Source organism: Aliidiomarina haloalkalitolerans (assembly GCF_003987315.1).
Taxonomy (GTDB): domain Bacteria; phylum Pseudomonadota; class Gammaproteobacteria; order Enterobacterales; family Alteromonadaceae; genus Aliidiomarina; species Aliidiomarina haloalkalitolerans.
This window is the reverse complement of the sequence record NZ_PIPI01000002.1, coordinates 230,230-247,168: the sequence shown is the minus strand read 5'-3', so window position 1 is coordinate 247,168 and position 16,939 is coordinate 230,230. Positions and strand designations below refer to the sequence as shown.

Below are 16,939 nucleotides of genomic sequence, written 5' to 3'. Positions count from 1 at the left end.
TATCCACACTAAATATAGGGATACCTCGCTTCCTTGAACTCGTTATTAGCTTAATATAAATATCTGAAAATTAAAGGCTAATTACCAACTTATTGTGACAATTACCTACTAGTGGGTACTCCATCATTGGCGGTTGCCCCTCTCCTCGGGAACATTGTGATAACCCCTCGTAAATCGCACACTTAGCGTCGCCAAGAGAATGGCTGGAGTGAGGAGCAAAACATGTCTGATTTAAAACGCTGGGAACCCGAGAACGAAAAGTTCTGGGAAAGCGAAGGAAAACGCATTGCGAACCGAAATCTATGGATTTCGATTCCAAGTCTATTGTGCGGCTTCGCCGTATGGATGTACTGGAGCATTATCACGGTTCAGATGATGAACCTCGGTTTTCCATATAACCCAGGAGAACTTTTAACCTTAACGGCAATTGCTGGCTTAACCGGTGCGACATTGCGAATTCCGGCAAGCTTTTTTGTGCGTTTGTGTGGTGGCCGTTATACGATCTTCTTGACCACTAGCTTACTCATGATTCCGGCATTTGGAACGGGCTTAGCCTTGCAGAACCCAGACACACCATTGTGGGCATTCCAATTGATGGCGTTACTGTCGGGGATTGGTGGTGGTAACTTCGCCGCGTCAATGTCGAATATTAGCTTCTTCTTTCCGCGTAAGCAGCAGGGCTCTGCACTTGGTATGAACGCCGGTTTGGGCAACTTTGGCGTGACAACCATGCAATTGCTCGTGCCCTTGGTCATGACCTTTGGTGCGTTCTCTTGGCTAGGTGCTGGCGACTCCATGATCCTGCAAAAAGCGAGCGGGACGTTAATTGGTAGTATTCCTGCTGGCAGCGAAACTTGGATTCAAAACGCTGGCTATGTCTGGTTGGTTTTACTCATTCCGTTAGCATTTGCCACTTGGTTTGGCATGAACAACATTAACACTGAAGAAGTCACACCGAATTTGCCAAAGGCACCGGTCTCGTTTGCGATTATTTTAGCCATGTACGGCATTGGCTTTTTAACTGCAATCGTCGGTTTATGGTTAATGTTGCCAGCCGACGCGAATGGCTCTGGCTTTGGTGTGCCGAAAGAGCTAGTGCTGGTTTTAGTATTGGTCAGCACGGTTATGCTGCTGAAACTCTTACCGGGCGCAATTCGCACTAGCTTAAATCGGCAGTACAAGATCTTTAACAACAAACATACTTGGGTCATGAGCGTTCTGTACATTATGACTTTTGGTTCGTTCATTGGTTTTGCGGCAGCCTTCCCGTTGTCGATTCAGGTTATCTTTGGTTACAGCCATATTATAGTTGACGGTGTCATGACGCATAACACACCGAACCCAAATGGCCCGAGTGCATTAACTTACGCATGGATAGCGCCATTTATCGGAGCCTTAATCCGCCCAGTGGGTGGTTGGTTATCGGATAAACTTGGCGGCGCGTTAGTGACACAAATCTGTGCCTTGATCATGGTGATCTGTGCGTTAGGCGCAGCTTATTACATGCGCTTGGCGTATCAATCTGAAGCGCCAGAACAGTATTTCATGCAATTCTTCCTGCTGTTCTTAGGTCTTTTTGCAGCGAGCGGAATTGGTAACGGCTCAACTTTCCGTACAATTGCAGTGGTATTTCCTAAAGAACAAGCGGGTCCAGTGCTTGGTTGGACTTCAGCAGTTGCTGCTTACGGTGCATTCTATATCCCGCAAGTGTTTGGTGAGCAAATCAATGCTGCTACACCGGAATATGCGATGATAGGTTTTGCGATCTTCTACGGTTTTTGTTTAATTCTAAACTGGTTCTATTACTTGCGGAAAAATGGCGAGTTTTATAATCCGTAAGTCGCATCAGTCTGACACTTGAACGTAAAGTCCCGCTTTCTTGAAAAGCGGGACTTTCTTTTGTGTACCGAGAACGAATATAATCAAGGAAGTTGATAAAATTAGCATCTTCTAATATAATAGGTTTCCGAAAACAATGAACATTTCAGTTGAGCAAATGCAGATGAACGCAACAAGCGCTGAGAGCTTGCTAAAGTCTCTCGCCAATAGCCATCGATTGATGGTGCTGTGCCATTTGGTCAATGGCGAAATGTCCGTGGGTGAACTTGAGAAAAAACTCGGGTTGTCGCAATCGTCGTTATCACAGCATTTAGCCAAATTGCGCGAACAGCACATCGTTGGTTTTCGCAAAGAAGGTACCACGGTGCTTTATCGTATCGAAGACGAGAAAGCGATGAGGGTGCTCGAGACACTTTATGGAATCTATTGTTAGGCAGGATGCAAGAAAAGGTCGTTCGCGGTCTTTTTTTAGCTTGATTATATTAGAACAATCTAATATAAAGAGGTGTCGCTGACTTCGCTGAAAATTAACTTACAAACAGAGAGTTACTGCTCAGTAAAGTACGCGAGTTCGTCAATAATAAGCTAGTCTAGTTCAAGCTAGGCTATGCGTTTGAGTCAAGGCGTTGGTCTGAAGAGAGAGGTTTAGGCTATGAATATCGATCGTGCCGTAATGGCTTTTGCTGGAACCGTCGTGCTTGTTTCGGTTTTACTTGCATGGCAAGTGTCACCAGCTTGGTTATTGTTAACAGGGTTTGTTGGCTTGAATTTATTACAAGCAGCGTTCACAGGTTTTTGTCCATTGGCCAAGATTTTGGCGAAATTCGGACTTAAGCCAGGCAACGCATTTAAATAAATAATAAGAGTTCGCAGTCGAGGAGTAACGCATGGCGATACAACAAGGTCGTGGTAAGCCACAAGGCAATATCATTGGTTGGTTCCTGAATAGCACGTTTCCACCAATCTTCATTGGCCTTGCGTTACTGCTCGGTGTTGTTGCACTCATTCTGACACCGCGCGAAGAAGACCCGCAGATCATTGTGCCAATGGCCGATGTGATGGTCACGGCACCGGGGCTGTCAGCTCGCCAAGTGGCAACACAGGTCACTGAACCGCTTGAGCGTTTAGTGTCACAAATTGATGGCGTTGAATACGTCTACTCCTCTTCGCATCGCGACCAAGCGGTCGTCACCGTGCGTTTTTACGTGGGTGAAGACCGCGAAGACTCGTTGGTAAAGCTCTATAACAAGCTTTATTCAAACCAAGATATCATTCCGGCTGTGGTCTCGAACTGGGTCGTTAAACCGGTTGAAATAGACGACGTGCCAATTGTTGTCGCTGCCATCTACAGTACCGATCCAGAACAACAAGATGCTTTTGCACTGCGCCGCGTTGCTGAACAAGCGACCCAGCGGCTGAAATCCATTCGCCAAACCAATCGGGTTGAAGTGACGGGTGGTCAAGCGCGGGTCATTCAAATCGAACTCGATAGTGTTGCTTTAGCCGCCCACAGTACAACCTTGGCGGACATCTCACGGGCAGTTCAAGTGAGTAATACCCAAGTCACCGCTGGGCAGCTTCATCAGCAAAACCGAGTAATTCAGATTGAAAGCGGGCAGTTCTTTGCGAGCGCGCAGGAACTGGCAAATTCGGTTGTCAATGTGGTCAACGGTAAGCCCGTGTATTTGCGCGATGTCGCCCGCGTTGTCGACGGTCCAGAACAAGCAAATAGTTACACTTTCTTCTATCCAGGCATGGCATTTGCTGGCGCCGAGTCAGCGACGGTTGCTGACAAATACCCAGCGGTGTTTATTTCGGTTGCGAAACAACGCGGTTCAAATGCGGTGCGAGTTGCTGACAATGTCCTCGCAGAGCTCGAAGCGTTGCAAGCGGAGTGGCTTCCTGCCGGTGTCGAATACTCGGTCATTCGTAACTATGGTGAAACCGCGGACGATAAAGTCAAAGAGTTAGTCAGTAGCTTGGTGGTTGCGATTATCGTTGTGGTTGTATTTGTCGGCTTATTCTTAAGTTGGCGAGCAGCAGCTGTGGTTGCCATTGCCATTCCAATTGCCTACGGGGCAACGCTTGGCATGGACTTGCTCTTTGGTTACACGATTAACCGCGTCACCTTGTTCGCCTTGATTCTCGCGCTGGGGTTAATTGTCGACGACCCAATCGCAGCCATTGATAACATTGAACGTCATATGCGCGAGCAAGGAAAAGCCACCAAGCGCGCGGTGATTGCAGCTATGGTTGAAATTCGCAGTGCGCTGTTAATGTCAACGCTAGCAATTATTATCGTCTTCACCCCGATGTTCTTTATTACCGGCATGATGGGGCCGTATATGGCGCCAATGGCATTTAACGTGCCGGTAAGCGTTATTTTCTCGACGATTACGGCGTTTTTGATTACGCCTTGGTTGGCCTGGAAAATTATGGCGGGAGCGAAACAAAAGGGCGCCTATGATCCGAGCTCTTCGGTGCTATACAAAGGCTACAGAGCGATCCTCGAGCCCCTCTTGGCTAGTCCGAAACGCAGCAAGATGTTCTTGTGGGCGGTCGCCGGTTTGTTTGTTGTTGCCGCGATTTTGCCGGCAATGCGGTTGGTGCCTTTGAAATTGCTCCCGCATGACAACAAAAACGAATTCCAACTCGTGGTCGACTTGCGCGAGGGTGAAACACTTGAATCGACAGCCATGGTACTTGAGCAGTTTGCCGATTACTTGCAGCGCGTCCCAGAAGTGGCCTCGGTGTCGAGCTTTGTCGGTTTAGCGTCGCCAATGGATTTCAACGGCATGGTTCGTCATTACTTTCATCGCCAACAACCTTGGCAAGGCGAATTGCGTGTTGTTTTAGCACCGAAGCAGCAGCGCAAAATGCAGTCACATGAAATGGTCAATCGACTACGCGATGAGCTTGAAGCGATTGCTGCGCAGCATGATGCTCGGCTCAAACTTGTGCAGATGCCACCAGGTCCGCCTGTACTAGCGACGGTCGTTGCCGAGATCTATGGCGACCAGCAAACAGATTATCGTGAGCTTGAGCATGCCGCACAGGTTGTTGCGGATCGTCTTCGTCGCGAAGATATGGTGAGTGAAGTCGATACCTCGGTACCTTACGATTACACGGTTTGGCGCTTTGTTGTTGACCGTGAGAAGGCGGCTCTGTCAGGCATTAGTGCGACCGATATTCACCAAAGTATTCATGCCGCCACTGCTGGCTGGGTGATTGATTACTTGCAGCAGCCAACGGAGATTAATCCGTTACCCATTGAAATTCGCTTACCACCGGGCGCACGTGATAATCCCGATCATTTGCTGTCTTTGTATGTTCGTGGCCAGCAAGGGATCGCACAAATCGACGAAGGTCAGGGGCTGCGCACAGCTCCCGCTCCGTTAGTGCAACTGGCCGAGCTTGGGCGTTTTGTTGAAGTGAATGCTGACCGACCCATCCTGCACAAAAACTTACGGCCAGTCACTTATGTCTATGCCGAAGCAGTTGGTCGTGTGCCGGCTGATATCGTGGCAGATGTCATGGTTGACCAAGGTAAAGAAGGCGACAACTTTGTTCCGCATTGGCGTCGCCATTACTTTAATAATGGCTCGGGTTTGGGCTGGGATGTCCCAGACAATATCAATGTGGTTTGGAGCGGCGAAGGTGAGTGGAAAATTACGTTGGACGTATTCCGTGACCTCGGCATCGCTTATGGCGTAGCGTTGCTCGGCGTGTATTTAGTGATGGTCTTACAAACTGGCCTTAAGGGCGTGTCGGGCATCATGATGCTGTCTATTCCTTTAACTATTATTGGCATTATGCCGGGCTTCTGGTTCTTAAATATGTTTGCCGCAGATATCAATGGTTATCCCAATCCGTCGCTATTCACGGCAACGGCAATGATAGGGATGATTGCGTTAGCGGGGATCGTAGTTCGTAATGCCTTAATTCTTATTGAATTTATTCAGCAACGATTGCGGACACCATGTACTTTGAAAGAAGCGCTGTATGATGCTGGCGCGGCGCGTACGCGACCTATTTTGTTGACCGCCGGAACGACTATGTTGGCAAATATTGTGATTACCCTCGATCCAATCTTTAATGGTTTAGCGTGGGCGATTATTTTTGGAATTACCGCATCAACAGTCTTCACCTTGTTGGTTGTGCCGGTGGTTTATCACTTAATGTATAAAGATGCGGAAGGCCATGGTTTACCAGCTAGTTTGCCGCAAGAGAAGGAGAGTCTGTCATGAAGCGTACGCGTATTGCGATTATTGTTGCTGCGTTCTTGGGTCTTGCGTTAATTTTTGTCTGGCTTGCTGGCGGCTTCGTTAGTAAGTTGCCCACCGAAACGGTATCGGCTGGAACCCAAGCCGAAAGCATCGACAGTGCTGAAGTGATTGCCGCACGAGTGCCGCAGTTCCGCAATTTCAGTGGTAGTTTGCAAGCTCGACAGCAGTCATCGATTTCGGCCCGAATTACAGCGCGCGTCGCTGAAGTTTTAGTCGATGCCGGTGATATTGTGCAGGCCGGAGATATTCTTTTACGCTTAGAAAGTGATGACCTCAGTGCCCGCGTCCGGCAACAGGAACAGTCGCTTGCCGCGGCTCAAGCGCGAGTTAACGAAGCCCGGTTAAACTTCCAGCGTACCGAAAGTGTGGTGCAGCAGGGCGTGTTGCCGGAGGCTCGCCTTGATGAAGCACGAGCCGCTCGTGACAGCGCTGAAGCTGAATTAAATCGAGCGCGTGAAGCATTATCGGAAGCGCGCACGAGCGAAGGTTTTAGTGTCATCATGGCGCCTTTCGATGGGGTGATTAGTCGTCGGGCGGTATTTACGGGCGATACGGCTACACCGGGCATGTTATTGGTGAGTGTCTATCAACCAGAAAGCTTGCGTCTTGAAGCCGCTGTTAGTGAGTCTGTGCTCGCAAACGTGCGGATTGGCGATGAATTAACGATGAATCTAGATGCGTTTTCCGACCCGTTTAGCGCTCGCGTTGTCGAAATTGAGCCGGCAGCAGATGTTGCCTCGCGGAGCTTCATTGTGCGCTTAGCACCAAATAGCACTGCGGCAATGTACCCAGGCATGTACGGCAAAGTCGCGGTGCCAGCAGGTGAACGTGATGTGTTGCTAGTGCCTGCAGCAGCAGTGCTCCAGGTCGGTCAATTGTACTATGTTCAAGTTGTAACGAGCTCAGGTTCTGAGCGCCGCCTTGTGCGCCTTGGTGAGGCGACACGGTGGCAGGGTCGGGACTATATTGAAGTCGTCAGCGGGCTGCGAGACGGAGAGCGAGTCGCTCTCCGTCGTTAACCATTTGCTGGTCGCTAAACCATTTTGGCTAAATGGGATTTATCGTTCAGCTGTTCTTTTTGCAGATATTGCGGCACAAAACGGAAATAAACACCGGTGCCGCCTTCTTCTCGGCGCTTAATTTCAGCGTCGCCGCCGAGGTGGCGTCCGCGTTCCTTGATGATCACTAAGCCATAGTGGTTAAGCTTCTCTGGGTCCGTCGGAATACCGACGCCATCATCTTCGACCGCTAGTTCAATTTTATCGTCTGAATTCGCTAAGTGTGCCATGCGAATGACAACATACTTGCCTTCACTGTGATGCATGGCGTTCTGCACAGCTTCACGTACCATTTGCAGCAAATGAATCTCTTCGTGTGGTTCAAGCGGCACGTCGGTAATGCGGTAGTCGAGTTGAATCTCCATGTCCGTTTGGTTCTGCAATTGCTTAACTGTGGTCTCGAGTGCATTTAATAAACCGCCACCGTCTACTTTCAATCGGAAGGTTGTCAGAAGCTCACGTAATTGCCGATAAGCTGAATCTAAACCTTCCCGCAGTTCCTGTGAGACATCGCGAATAATCGCTTCGTTTTTAATGTCGATCGCCTTGTTCAAACGCGTCACCTGAATTTTCAGATACGACAAGGCTTGCGCAAGGGAGTCATGCAATTCACGCGCAATAACGGTTCGTTCATTCACCATGGCTAAACGTCGAACTTGGTCTTCCTCGGCTTTTAAACTCAGTGCTAACGCAAGTTGATCCGAGACTGACTTCAATAGCTGTTGTTGCCAGTCGTGTAAGACTTGGTTTTCTTTACAGCGGGCAACCATGACGCCAAAGCGTTTTTGTTCGCGGCTGAGTGGATAATAATACTGCCGTACGCCGTCTTCGACGGTAATGCAGTCGTCTTTGCGAATACACTCAGCACAGTTCACCGCATGACAGGGGTCACGCTCAGGCTCGGCGGCTTGGAATTGCAAATATGGCGCTTTGCCTTCGTCAGTCAGTAGGCAGAGCTCGAGGTCGTCAAGGTCAAGCACATCACAGAGTTTCCGCGTGGTGTCACGAAAGTCGTTGTAATTCAGGGCGTGCTCGTTAATCCGTTTGGAAATGTCATACAGCAGTTGCAATGTAATGTGACTGCGTTGCAACTGATGCGTCTGTTCATCAACTCGGGTTTCGAGGCGACCGTACATAAAGCCGATGGTGTCGCTCATTTTATTGATGGTTTCAGCGAGCATGCCCAGCTCATCACGATTATTTTTTAAGTCGACGCGGGTGGTGAAATCACCATGACCAATTTTCCGCGCCGCTTGCTGTAATTTGATTAACGGAATTTCGAAGCGGACGCGCAGCCAATGCAACACAATGATTGCCAAGATAACCGTTAAGAACAATGCCAATACCAGCACCAGGCGCAGTTGGCCAACGGAGCGCTCGGCATCTTGTTGAATGAGAAAGACCAACTCGTCAATGTAACTGACCTGATCGACTAAGCGACCATAGAAACTAACTGATTCCACAGTCTCTGAGCGCAGAACACGTTCAATTTCGAGCCAGTTGGCTTGCGCTTGTCGGAAATGACTGTAAATCGTTGTGTCATTGTGTGCAAAGCGGCGAAACGACGGATGATTCCAACTCTGATTCAGACTTTGAATCGCGCTGTTGAGACGTTCTGGGTCATTCTGCGTCGCAACAATCGCAATATGATAGGTTTGCCAACGTAAAGAACCAGCCACATTCAGTGCTTCCGGGTCACGGTTCACTTTCTCAGACAGCCAATAACTCGTCAGGAGTGTCACCAATGACAATCCAACTATGGCAAATAGTGCCAAACTGATACTTCCTGCGAGAGATGAAGGCCGCTGTTTCACGTGGAATACCCCTTTTTACCCATAGGTATCTGATTCGCCTAGATTCCGGCGCTTTAAATTATAAGTACTACTTACAATTCAGTTAGTTACGATCTAAACACGCATACCACCATGGTGGTAATTCGGCCAGATCGCGGCAAATTTGCAGGGTGGCTGCATTGACGCAGATCAAGCACAATTTCCCTACTTTACCATAGTGTAGACGTCGAAACATGAATGCAGTAGCTGGACTGGAGTCTGAAAAATGAGTCATTTACTCGATAAACTGCGCTTCTTCAATTTGAAGAAAGAACCCTTCGCCAATGGCCATGGGGTTGTGACAAATGAAGATCGCACCTGGGAACAAGGTTATCGCCAGCGTTGGCAACACGATAAAATAGTACGTTCTACTCACGGAGTAAACTGTACTGGTTCGTGTAGCTGGAAAATTTACGTCAAGGACGGCCTCGTTACTTGGGAAACGCAACAAACGGATTACCCACGCACGCGGCCTGACCTACCTAATCATGAACCACGGGGCTGCCCACGTGGAGCCAGCTACTCTTGGTATATTTACAGCGCCAACCGCTTGAAGTATCCAAAAGTTCGTCAGCAATTGATGAAGCTGTGGCGTGAAGCGAAGCAACAACATAATGACCCAGTGAAAGCTTGGGAGTCGATTGTTTCCGATCCGGCAAAAGCGAAGAGCTACAAAGAACGCCGTGGACTCGGTGGTTTTGTGCGTGCGTCATGGGACGAAGTGAATGAGCTCATTGCTGCTTCAAACGTGTACACCACGAAAACTTACGGCCCTGACCGGGTAACTGGTTTCTCGCCAATTCCGGCGATGTCGATGGTTTCCTATGCTGCTGGCGCGCGCTATTTATCACTGATTGGTGGTAACTGCTTAAGCTTCTATGACTGGTACTGTGACTTACCTCCGGCGTCGCCACAAATTTGGGGTGAACAAACCGACGTGCCTGAGTCAGCCGACTGGTATAACTCAAATTACATTATTGTTTGGGGCTCGAACGTTCCGCAAACCCGTACCCCAGACGCTCACTTCTTAACGGAAGTTCGCTACAAAGGCACGAAAACTTGCGTGATTACTTCTGACTACTCAGAAGCCTCGAAATTCGGTGACACCTGGTTAGCACCACGCCAAGGTACTGACGCTGCGTTAGCCATGGCATTTGGTCACGTTATTTTGAAAGAATTCCACGTTGATCAACCGAGTGCGTATTTCACCGACTACGTTCGTCGATATACCGACATGCCGATGCTGGTCATGTTGGAAGAAGAAAATGGCAAACTTACGCAAGGTCGCTTCTTGCGCGCAGCTGACTTGGTCGACAACTTAGGTGAAGACAATAACCCTGACTGGAAAACCATTGCGATTGACCGAGATGGTGACCGTTTGGTTAGCCCGAATGGTGCGATTGGTTATCGTTGGGGACAAAAAGGCAAATGGAACCTTGAGCAAAAAGATAATCAAGGTGATGTTGACCTGCACTTGTCATTAAAAGACCACGCTGACGACGTTGTTGACGTTGCATTCCCATACTTTGGCGGCAAGCCGCATGAGTATGAGTATTTCCAACATACTGACCACGATGAAGTGCAGATGCGCAAGATCCCAGCGAAGCGAGTACAGCTTGCTAACGGTGACTCTGCCTTAGTTGCAACCGTATTTGACTTAATGCTTGCGAACTACGGTGTTGATAATGGCTTAAACGACCCGAACCGGGCGCAAAGCTATGCAGACGACGTACCGTATACACCAGCATGGCAACAAAAAATTACCGGTGTTGACCCGCAAGACGTTATCCGAATTGCTCGTGAGTTTGGTCGCAACGCCGACAAAACCAAAGGCCGTTCGATGGTTATCGTTGGTGCTGCATTGAACCACTGGTACCACATGGACATGAACTACCGCGGTCTCATCAACATGTTGATGATGTGTGGCTGTATCGGCCAGAGCGGTGGTGGCTGGGCGCATTACGTCGGTCAGGAAAAACTACGTCCGCAAACCGGTTGGGCGCCATTGGCGTTTGCTCTTGACTGGCAACGTCCACCGCGTCACATGAACGGTACATCATTCTTCTATAACCATTCGAGTCAATGGCGCTACGAGAAGTTAGAAATGACTGAAGTCGTTTCACCGCTGGCGAATCCGAACAAGTGGAAGTCGAGCATTATCGACTACAACACGAGAGCGGAGCGCATGGGTTGGTTACCGAGCGCACCACAATTAGGCACTAACCCACTTGGCTTAGCAGATGCTGCTGCGAAAGCGGGTATGGACGTGAAAGATTACGTGGTTGACCAATTGAAGAGCGGCAGTTTGAAGTTTGCTTGTGAGCAACCAGACAACCCGCAGAACTTCCCGCGGAACATGTTTATTTGGCGTTCTAACTTGCTCGGCTCATCCGGTAAAGGCCACGAGTACATGCTCAAGCATTTACTCGGTACTAAACACGGTCTGTTAGGTAAAGACCTTGGCGACTTTGGTGGTCAGAAGCCAGAAGACGTCGAGTGGGTCGATAACGGTGCGGAAGGCAAAGTTGATCTGTGGGTGACCCTCGATTTCCGTATGTCGACCACCTGTTTGTACTCTGACATCGTGTTACCAACTGCAACTTGGTATGAAAAAGACGACATGAATACATCGGATATGCATCCGTTTATTCACCCGCTAACTGCTGCTGTTGACCCAGTTTGGGAAGCACGTAGTGACTGGGAAATCTTTAAAGGCATCGCGAAAGAGTTTTCGCGGGTTTGCGAAGGTCACTTAGGTGTTGAAAAAGACCTCGTCACCGTACCGATGCAACACGACACCCCGAACGAGCTAGCGCAGCCATATGGCGTGAAAGCGTGGTGGAAAGGTGAGTGTGATCCAGTACCGGGTAAAACCATGCCGAACCTCGTTGAAGTTGAGCGTGACTACCCGAATACCTACCAGCGCTTCACCTCGCTTGGTCCACTCATGGACAAGCTTGGGAATGGTGGTAAAGGCATTAACTGGAATACTCAAGAGGAAGTCGATTTCCTCGGTAAGCTCAACCGCAAGCACGTGGAAGAAGGTGTCAACAAAGGTCGGCCGAAGATCGAAACCGCAATTGATGCGTGTGAGGTGATTCTGTCGCTGGCGCCAGAAACCAATGGTCATGTGGCGGTAAAAGCTTGGGGCGCTCTCAGTGAGTTCACTGGACGCGACCACACGCATTTAGCGAAACCAAAGGAAGAAGAAAAAATCCGCTTCCACGATATCGTGGCACAACCGCGGAAGATTATCTCTTCGCCGACTTGGTCAGGACTTGAAGACGAGCATGTGTCTTATAACGCTGGTTACACCAACGTTCATGAGCTGATTCCATGGCGCACCATTACCGGTCGTCAGCAGTTCTATCAGGACCATGAATGGATGCGCGATTTCGGTGAAACACTTTGTGTTTATAAGCCACCGATTAACTTGAAAACCGTTCAACCGATTCTCAACAAGAAGCCAAATGGCAACAAAGAGATCGTGCTGAACTGGATTACACCGCATCAGAAGTGGGGTATTCACAGTACGTATTCCGACAACTTGTTAATGCTGACATTGTCTCGCGGTGGCCCAATTGTGTGGCTGAGTGAGATCGATGCGAAAGCAGCAGGCATTGAAGATAACGACTGGATTGAAATCTTCAACGTCAACGGTTCGATCTCAGCCCGTGCGGTTGTTTCGCAGCGGGTGCCGGAAGGCATGAGCATGATGTACCACGCGCAAGAACGGATTGTGAACGTACCAGGCTCGGAGATGACAGGTACACGCGGTGGTATTCATAACTCGGTTACTCGTGCGGTCATGAAGCCAACTCATATGATTGGTGGCTATGCCCAGCAGAGTTACGGCTTTAACTACTACGGAACAGTAGGCTGTAACCGCGATGAGTTTGTCATTGTCCGTAAGATGGACAAAGTTGATTGGCTGGATACCAAGTGATGAGGCGGCGCTTGCGAGTGCATCGCGAGCGCCCATCCTGCACCAGATTTTAGGAAGACGATTATGAAAGTTAGAGCTCAGATTGGCATGGTGTTAAATCTGGACAAGTGTATCGGTTGTCACACTTGTTCGATCACCTGTAAAAATGTCTGGACCTCACGTGAAGGTGTGGAGTACGCCTGGTTCAACAACGTTGAAACCAAGCCTGGCGTAGGCTTTCCAAAAGAGTGGGAAAACCAAGACAAGTGGAAAGGCGGCTGGGAACGCACAAGCAAAGGTAAGTTGCAGCTCAAAATCGGTGGCAAACTGCGGATTTTGGCGAACATCTTCGCGAACCCAGATTTACCCCAAATCGACGACTATTATGAGCCGTTCGATTTTGACTATCAGCACTTACACAATGTTGGTGATACCAAGCACCAACCGGTTGCGCGTCCGCGTTCATTAATTAGCGGCCAGCGCATGGAGAAAATCGAATGGGGTCCAAACTGGGAAGAGATCCTAGGAACCGAGTTCGAGAAGCGGAAGAAAGACAGCAACTTCAATGAGGTCGTGCAAAAAGACATCTATGGTCAGTTTGAAAAGACCTTCATGATGTACTTACCGCGTTTGTGTGAGCACTGTTTGAACCCTGCATGTGTGGCAGCGTGTCCTTCTGGCGCAATCTATAAGCGTGAGGAAGACGGAATTGTTTTGATTGACCAAGACAAATGCCGCGGTTGGCGGATGTGTGTTTCGGGTTGTCCGTACAAGAAGATCTACTACAACTGGAAAACTGGTAAATCGGAAAAATGTACCTTCTGCTATCCACGAATTGAAGCAGGACAGCCAACAACGTGTTCAGAAACCTGCGTAGGTCGGATCCGTTACCTAGGTGTGTTGTTGTATGACGCTGACAAAATTGAAGCGGCAGCAAACACCCCGAACGAGAAAGATCTGTATCAGGCACAGCTCGACTTGTTCCTTGACCCATTTGACCCAGAAGTCATTGCGGCAGCGAAGAAGGAAGGGATTGCTGACAACTGGCTGAAAGCAGCGCAGCGTTCACCGGTGTACATGATGGCGATGGAATGGAAAGTCGCATTACCATTGCACCCTGAATACCGCACCCTGCCAATGGTTTGGTATGTGCCGCCATTATCACCAATTCAAACTGCGGTGGAAGCTGGCCATGTTGGTATGAACGGCGAAATTCCAGACCTGAAATCGCTACGGATCCCGTTACGTTACTTGGCGAACATGTTGACCGCTGGTGACGAAGCTCCGGTTGTTCGTGCGCTTGAGCGGATGATTGCTATGCGCGCTTACAAACGTTCGCAAAATGTCGATGGTGTCGAAGATTTTGAAGTTCTGAAGCAAGTTGGTTTAACACCAAACCAAGTGGAAGAGATGTATCGCTACATGGCATTGGCGAACTTCGAAGACCGCTTTGTTATTCCAACAAGTGCGCGTGCCTATGCACAAAACGCCTATGACTTAAAAGGCGAATGTGGCTTTAGCTTCGGCAATGGTTGTGGTGGTGGCGAAAGCGACCTCAATCTTTTCGGTGGTGACAAGAAAGGTGTTCGTAAAGTCATTCCAGTCGTTATGAAGGATTAATCATTATGCAAATCGCACGAGTTTTATCGTTGCTGCTTGATTATCCTCACGATGGATTACTTGCAGCACAGGCGGATATCGATGCAATCATCGCTGATTCGCCCTTGTCGGCAGAGCGCAAGCAAGCACTAGCGGCGTTTGTTCAACGCCGCTTTGCGGGCCAACTAATGGACTGGCAGTCTGAGTACGACGGTCTATTTGAGCGTGGACGTTCACTGTCACTGCTTTTGTTCGAGCATGTCCACGGCGAATCCCGCGACCGCGGTCAAGCCATGGTCAATCTTATGAACCAGTACAAAGAAGCAGGCTTGGAAATTGGGGTGCGCGAGCTTCCCGATTACATCCCTCTTTACCTTGAGTTTCTCTCCACTCAAGGTGAAGAGAACCTGCGCCTTGGTTTAGAAGAAGTTGCACATATCCTAGCGCTGCTTGCAGCACGGTTAGAGCAACGCGACAGCGACTATGCAGCAGTGATGCATGCGTTACTTGAATTGTCTGGTGTTAGCGTTGATTTAGGCGATGTGCGTGAACAGATTGCCAATGAAAAGCGCGATGACACAAAAGAAGAACTGGACAAAGTGTGGGAAGAAGAAATGGTCAAGTTTGGACCGGACTCGCAGTCGGACGGCTGTAGCTCGGGAGTTAATAAGCCTTCTGAAACTCAACGCAAAGACCAGTACGTCCCGATTAACTGGGCTGACATTACCGATGCAGCTCAGACTGAAGCTCAGCGAGGAAACTGATCATGAACTTCGTCGACATGTTACTTTTTGGGATTTATCCCTATATCGCGTCTGTCATCTTTTTTGTCGGCAGCGCGCTTCGTTACGACCGTGAACAGTTCACTTGGAAAGCGCAATCGAGCCAAATCCTCGACAAGAACTTCTTCCGAGTAGCGAGTGTGTTTTTCCATGTTGGTATCATCATGATTTTCTTGGGTCACTTTGGTGGCTTGGTGATTCCATATGAAGTTTGGGACTTCTTTGGTGTGACCTTGGCTCAGAAGCAAATGATTGCGATGGGCGTGGGTGGCTTCTTTGGAGTCATGTGCTTCATTGGTTTAAGCATGTTGGTTTACCGTCGCTTATTTAACCCTCGTGTGCGGGCCAGTAGCTCGGTGATGGATACCTTGATTCTGTTGTTAATCTACTGGCAGCTGATTTTAGGCCTCATCACTATTCCGGTGTCGACCGGTCACATGGACGGTTATGTCATGAAAGACCTGATGAGTTGGAGCCGTTACTTATTGACTTTCCGTCCTGCGGAAGCCATTGAGTTTATGTCTGAAATTCACTGGATTTACAAAGCTCACGTATTCTGGGGTGTGACACTGTTTGTACTGTTCCCATTCAGTCGTTTAGTGCATATCTGGAGCGTGCCGGTGAAATACTTTGGCCGTAGCCATCAAATTGTTCGTCGTCGCTACTAATTCTAAATTAGCAACGACTAGCCTGTAGTCTAGGTGTGAAGAGTGAGCAGTAGGCTCTTCACACTTCTATCGGTCGGGGGCCTGGAACTCGTGGTCGATGCAAGAGAGGTTGATATGATTCGTGTCAATGACACTACTATTGAAGAAAAATCTGTGTTGGAAGAAATGCAATATCATCCAGCAGAGAGTCAGCAAGAAGCGATGAAAAAAGCAGCTGAAGCGCTGATTATTGGTGAGCTGTTTAAACAAAGAGCCCGCGAGCTTGGCTTTAAAGTCACTGCGCCAAGCGCTGAAGCCGCCGAGCATGACTTTGTTGAGCGCTTAATTGACCAAGAGGTTCACATTCCTGAAGCCAAAGACGAGGAATGCGAGCATTATTTTCAAGCCAATCGCGAGCGCTTTACCACGTCACCCTTGCTCGAAGTTCGGCATATTTTGCTCGCTGCAGCACCGGATGACAACAAAGGTCGGATGGAAGCGTTAAGCTTAGCTGAAGAAGTGATTAAACAGCTGCAAACCGGTGGTGACTTTGCTGGGCTTGCCCGCGGACATTCGTCGTGCCCTTCAAAAGAAACAGGTGGCAGCTTAGGGCAACTGAGCCGTGGTCAAACCGTACCTGAATTTGAGCGAGTGGTTTTTGCGTTAGAGCCAGGCTTGCATGATTCACCGGTAGAAAGTCGCTATGGTTTTCACGTTGTTTGGGTGGAACGTAAGGTTCCAGGTCAGCCGCTTGACTACTCTGCTGTGAAAGAAAAAATTCGCGATTACTTGAACGAAAAAGTGCGCCACAAAGCGATTGCACAATACATTCAAACTTTAATTGCGGATGCCGAAATTGAAGGGTATTCATTTGAGGTAGACGGCTCACCACTCATGCAATAATGGCATTGGAACAGTCGTTTTCGGAAAAACCGACCAGATGGTCGGTTTTTTATTGCTGACAGACTAGT

Annotated in this window: 11 protein-coding genes; 10 read left to right on the top strand and 1 reads right to left on the bottom strand. The window is 48.9% G+C overall.

Annotated elements, in window-relative coordinates:
- Window positions 1–222: 222 nt before the first annotated feature.
- The 5 genes from CWE06_RS05415 (at window position 223) to CWE06_RS05395 (ending at window position 7,144) form a co-directional block, all read left to right on the top strand.
- Window positions 223–1,839 (top strand): MFS transporter, encoded by a 1,617-nt coding sequence (locus CWE06_RS05415; RefSeq protein WP_126791934.1) that lies wholly within the window; start codon window positions 223–225, stop codon window positions 1,837–1,839.
- 136 nt (window positions 1,840–1,975) lie between these two features.
- Window positions 1,976–2,272, top strand: coding sequence for an ArsR/SmtB family transcription factor (locus CWE06_RS05410; protein ID WP_198679049.1), 297 nt, complete (start codon window positions 1,976–1,978; stop codon window positions 2,270–2,272).
- Window positions 2,273–2,491: 219 nt separating this feature from the next.
- Window positions 2,492–2,695, top strand: a complete 204-nt coding sequence (locus CWE06_RS05405; protein WP_126791932.1) for a YgaP family membrane protein — start codon at window positions 2,492–2,494, stop codon at window positions 2,693–2,695.
- A gap of 31 nt (window positions 2,696–2,726) precedes the next feature.
- Window positions 2,727–6,086, top strand: coding sequence for an efflux RND transporter permease subunit (locus CWE06_RS05400; protein WP_126791931.1), 3,360 nt, complete (start codon window positions 2,727–2,729; stop codon window positions 6,084–6,086).
- A complete protein-coding gene (locus CWE06_RS05395; protein WP_126791929.1) occupies window positions 6,083–7,144 on the top strand; it encodes an efflux RND transporter periplasmic adaptor subunit in 1,062 nt (353 codons plus the stop codon). Before CWE06_RS05400 ends, CWE06_RS05395 begins: the two co-directional genes overlap by 4 nt.
- Before the next feature lie 14 nt (window positions 7,145–7,158).
- Here the strand turns inward: CWE06_RS05395 and CWE06_RS05390 are convergent, their stop codons facing one another.
- Window positions 7,159–8,997 (bottom strand): histidine kinase, encoded by a 1,839-nt coding sequence (locus CWE06_RS05390; RefSeq protein WP_241972488.1) that lies wholly within the window; start codon window positions 8,995–8,997, stop codon window positions 7,159–7,161.
- 244 nt (window positions 8,998–9,241) lie between these two features.
- On the opposite strand from CWE06_RS05390, the gene CWE06_RS05385 reads away from it, so the two are divergent.
- From CWE06_RS05385 to CWE06_RS05365, 5 genes are all read left to right on the top strand, one after another.
- A complete protein-coding gene (locus CWE06_RS05385) occupies window positions 9,242–12,961 on the top strand; it encodes a nitrate reductase subunit alpha (protein ID WP_126791927.1) in 3,720 nt (1,239 codons plus the stop codon).
- A 63-nt stretch (window positions 12,962–13,024) separates the two neighbouring features.
- Window positions 13,025–14,560 (top strand): nitrate reductase subunit beta, encoded by a 1,536-nt coding sequence (gene narH, locus CWE06_RS05380; protein WP_126791925.1) that lies wholly within the window; start codon window positions 13,025–13,027, stop codon window positions 14,558–14,560.
- 5 nt (window positions 14,561–14,565) lie between these two features.
- The gene (narJ, locus tag CWE06_RS05375; RefSeq protein ID WP_126791923.1) at window positions 14,566–15,303 is read left to right on the top strand and encodes a nitrate reductase molybdenum cofactor assembly chaperone; all 738 of its coding nucleotides are present in this window, start codon (window positions 14,566–14,568) and stop codon (window positions 15,301–15,303) included.
- Window positions 15,304–15,305: 2 nt separating this feature from the next.
- A complete protein-coding gene (gene narI, locus CWE06_RS05370; protein ID WP_126791922.1) occupies window positions 15,306–15,989 on the top strand; it encodes a respiratory nitrate reductase subunit gamma in 684 nt (227 codons plus the stop codon).
- 114 nt (window positions 15,990–16,103) lie between these two features.
- The gene (locus CWE06_RS05365; protein ID WP_126791920.1) at window positions 16,104–16,871 is read left to right on the top strand and encodes a peptidylprolyl isomerase; all 768 of its coding nucleotides are present in this window, start codon (window positions 16,104–16,106) and stop codon (window positions 16,869–16,871) included.
- Window positions 16,872–16,939: the final 68 nt, after the last annotated feature.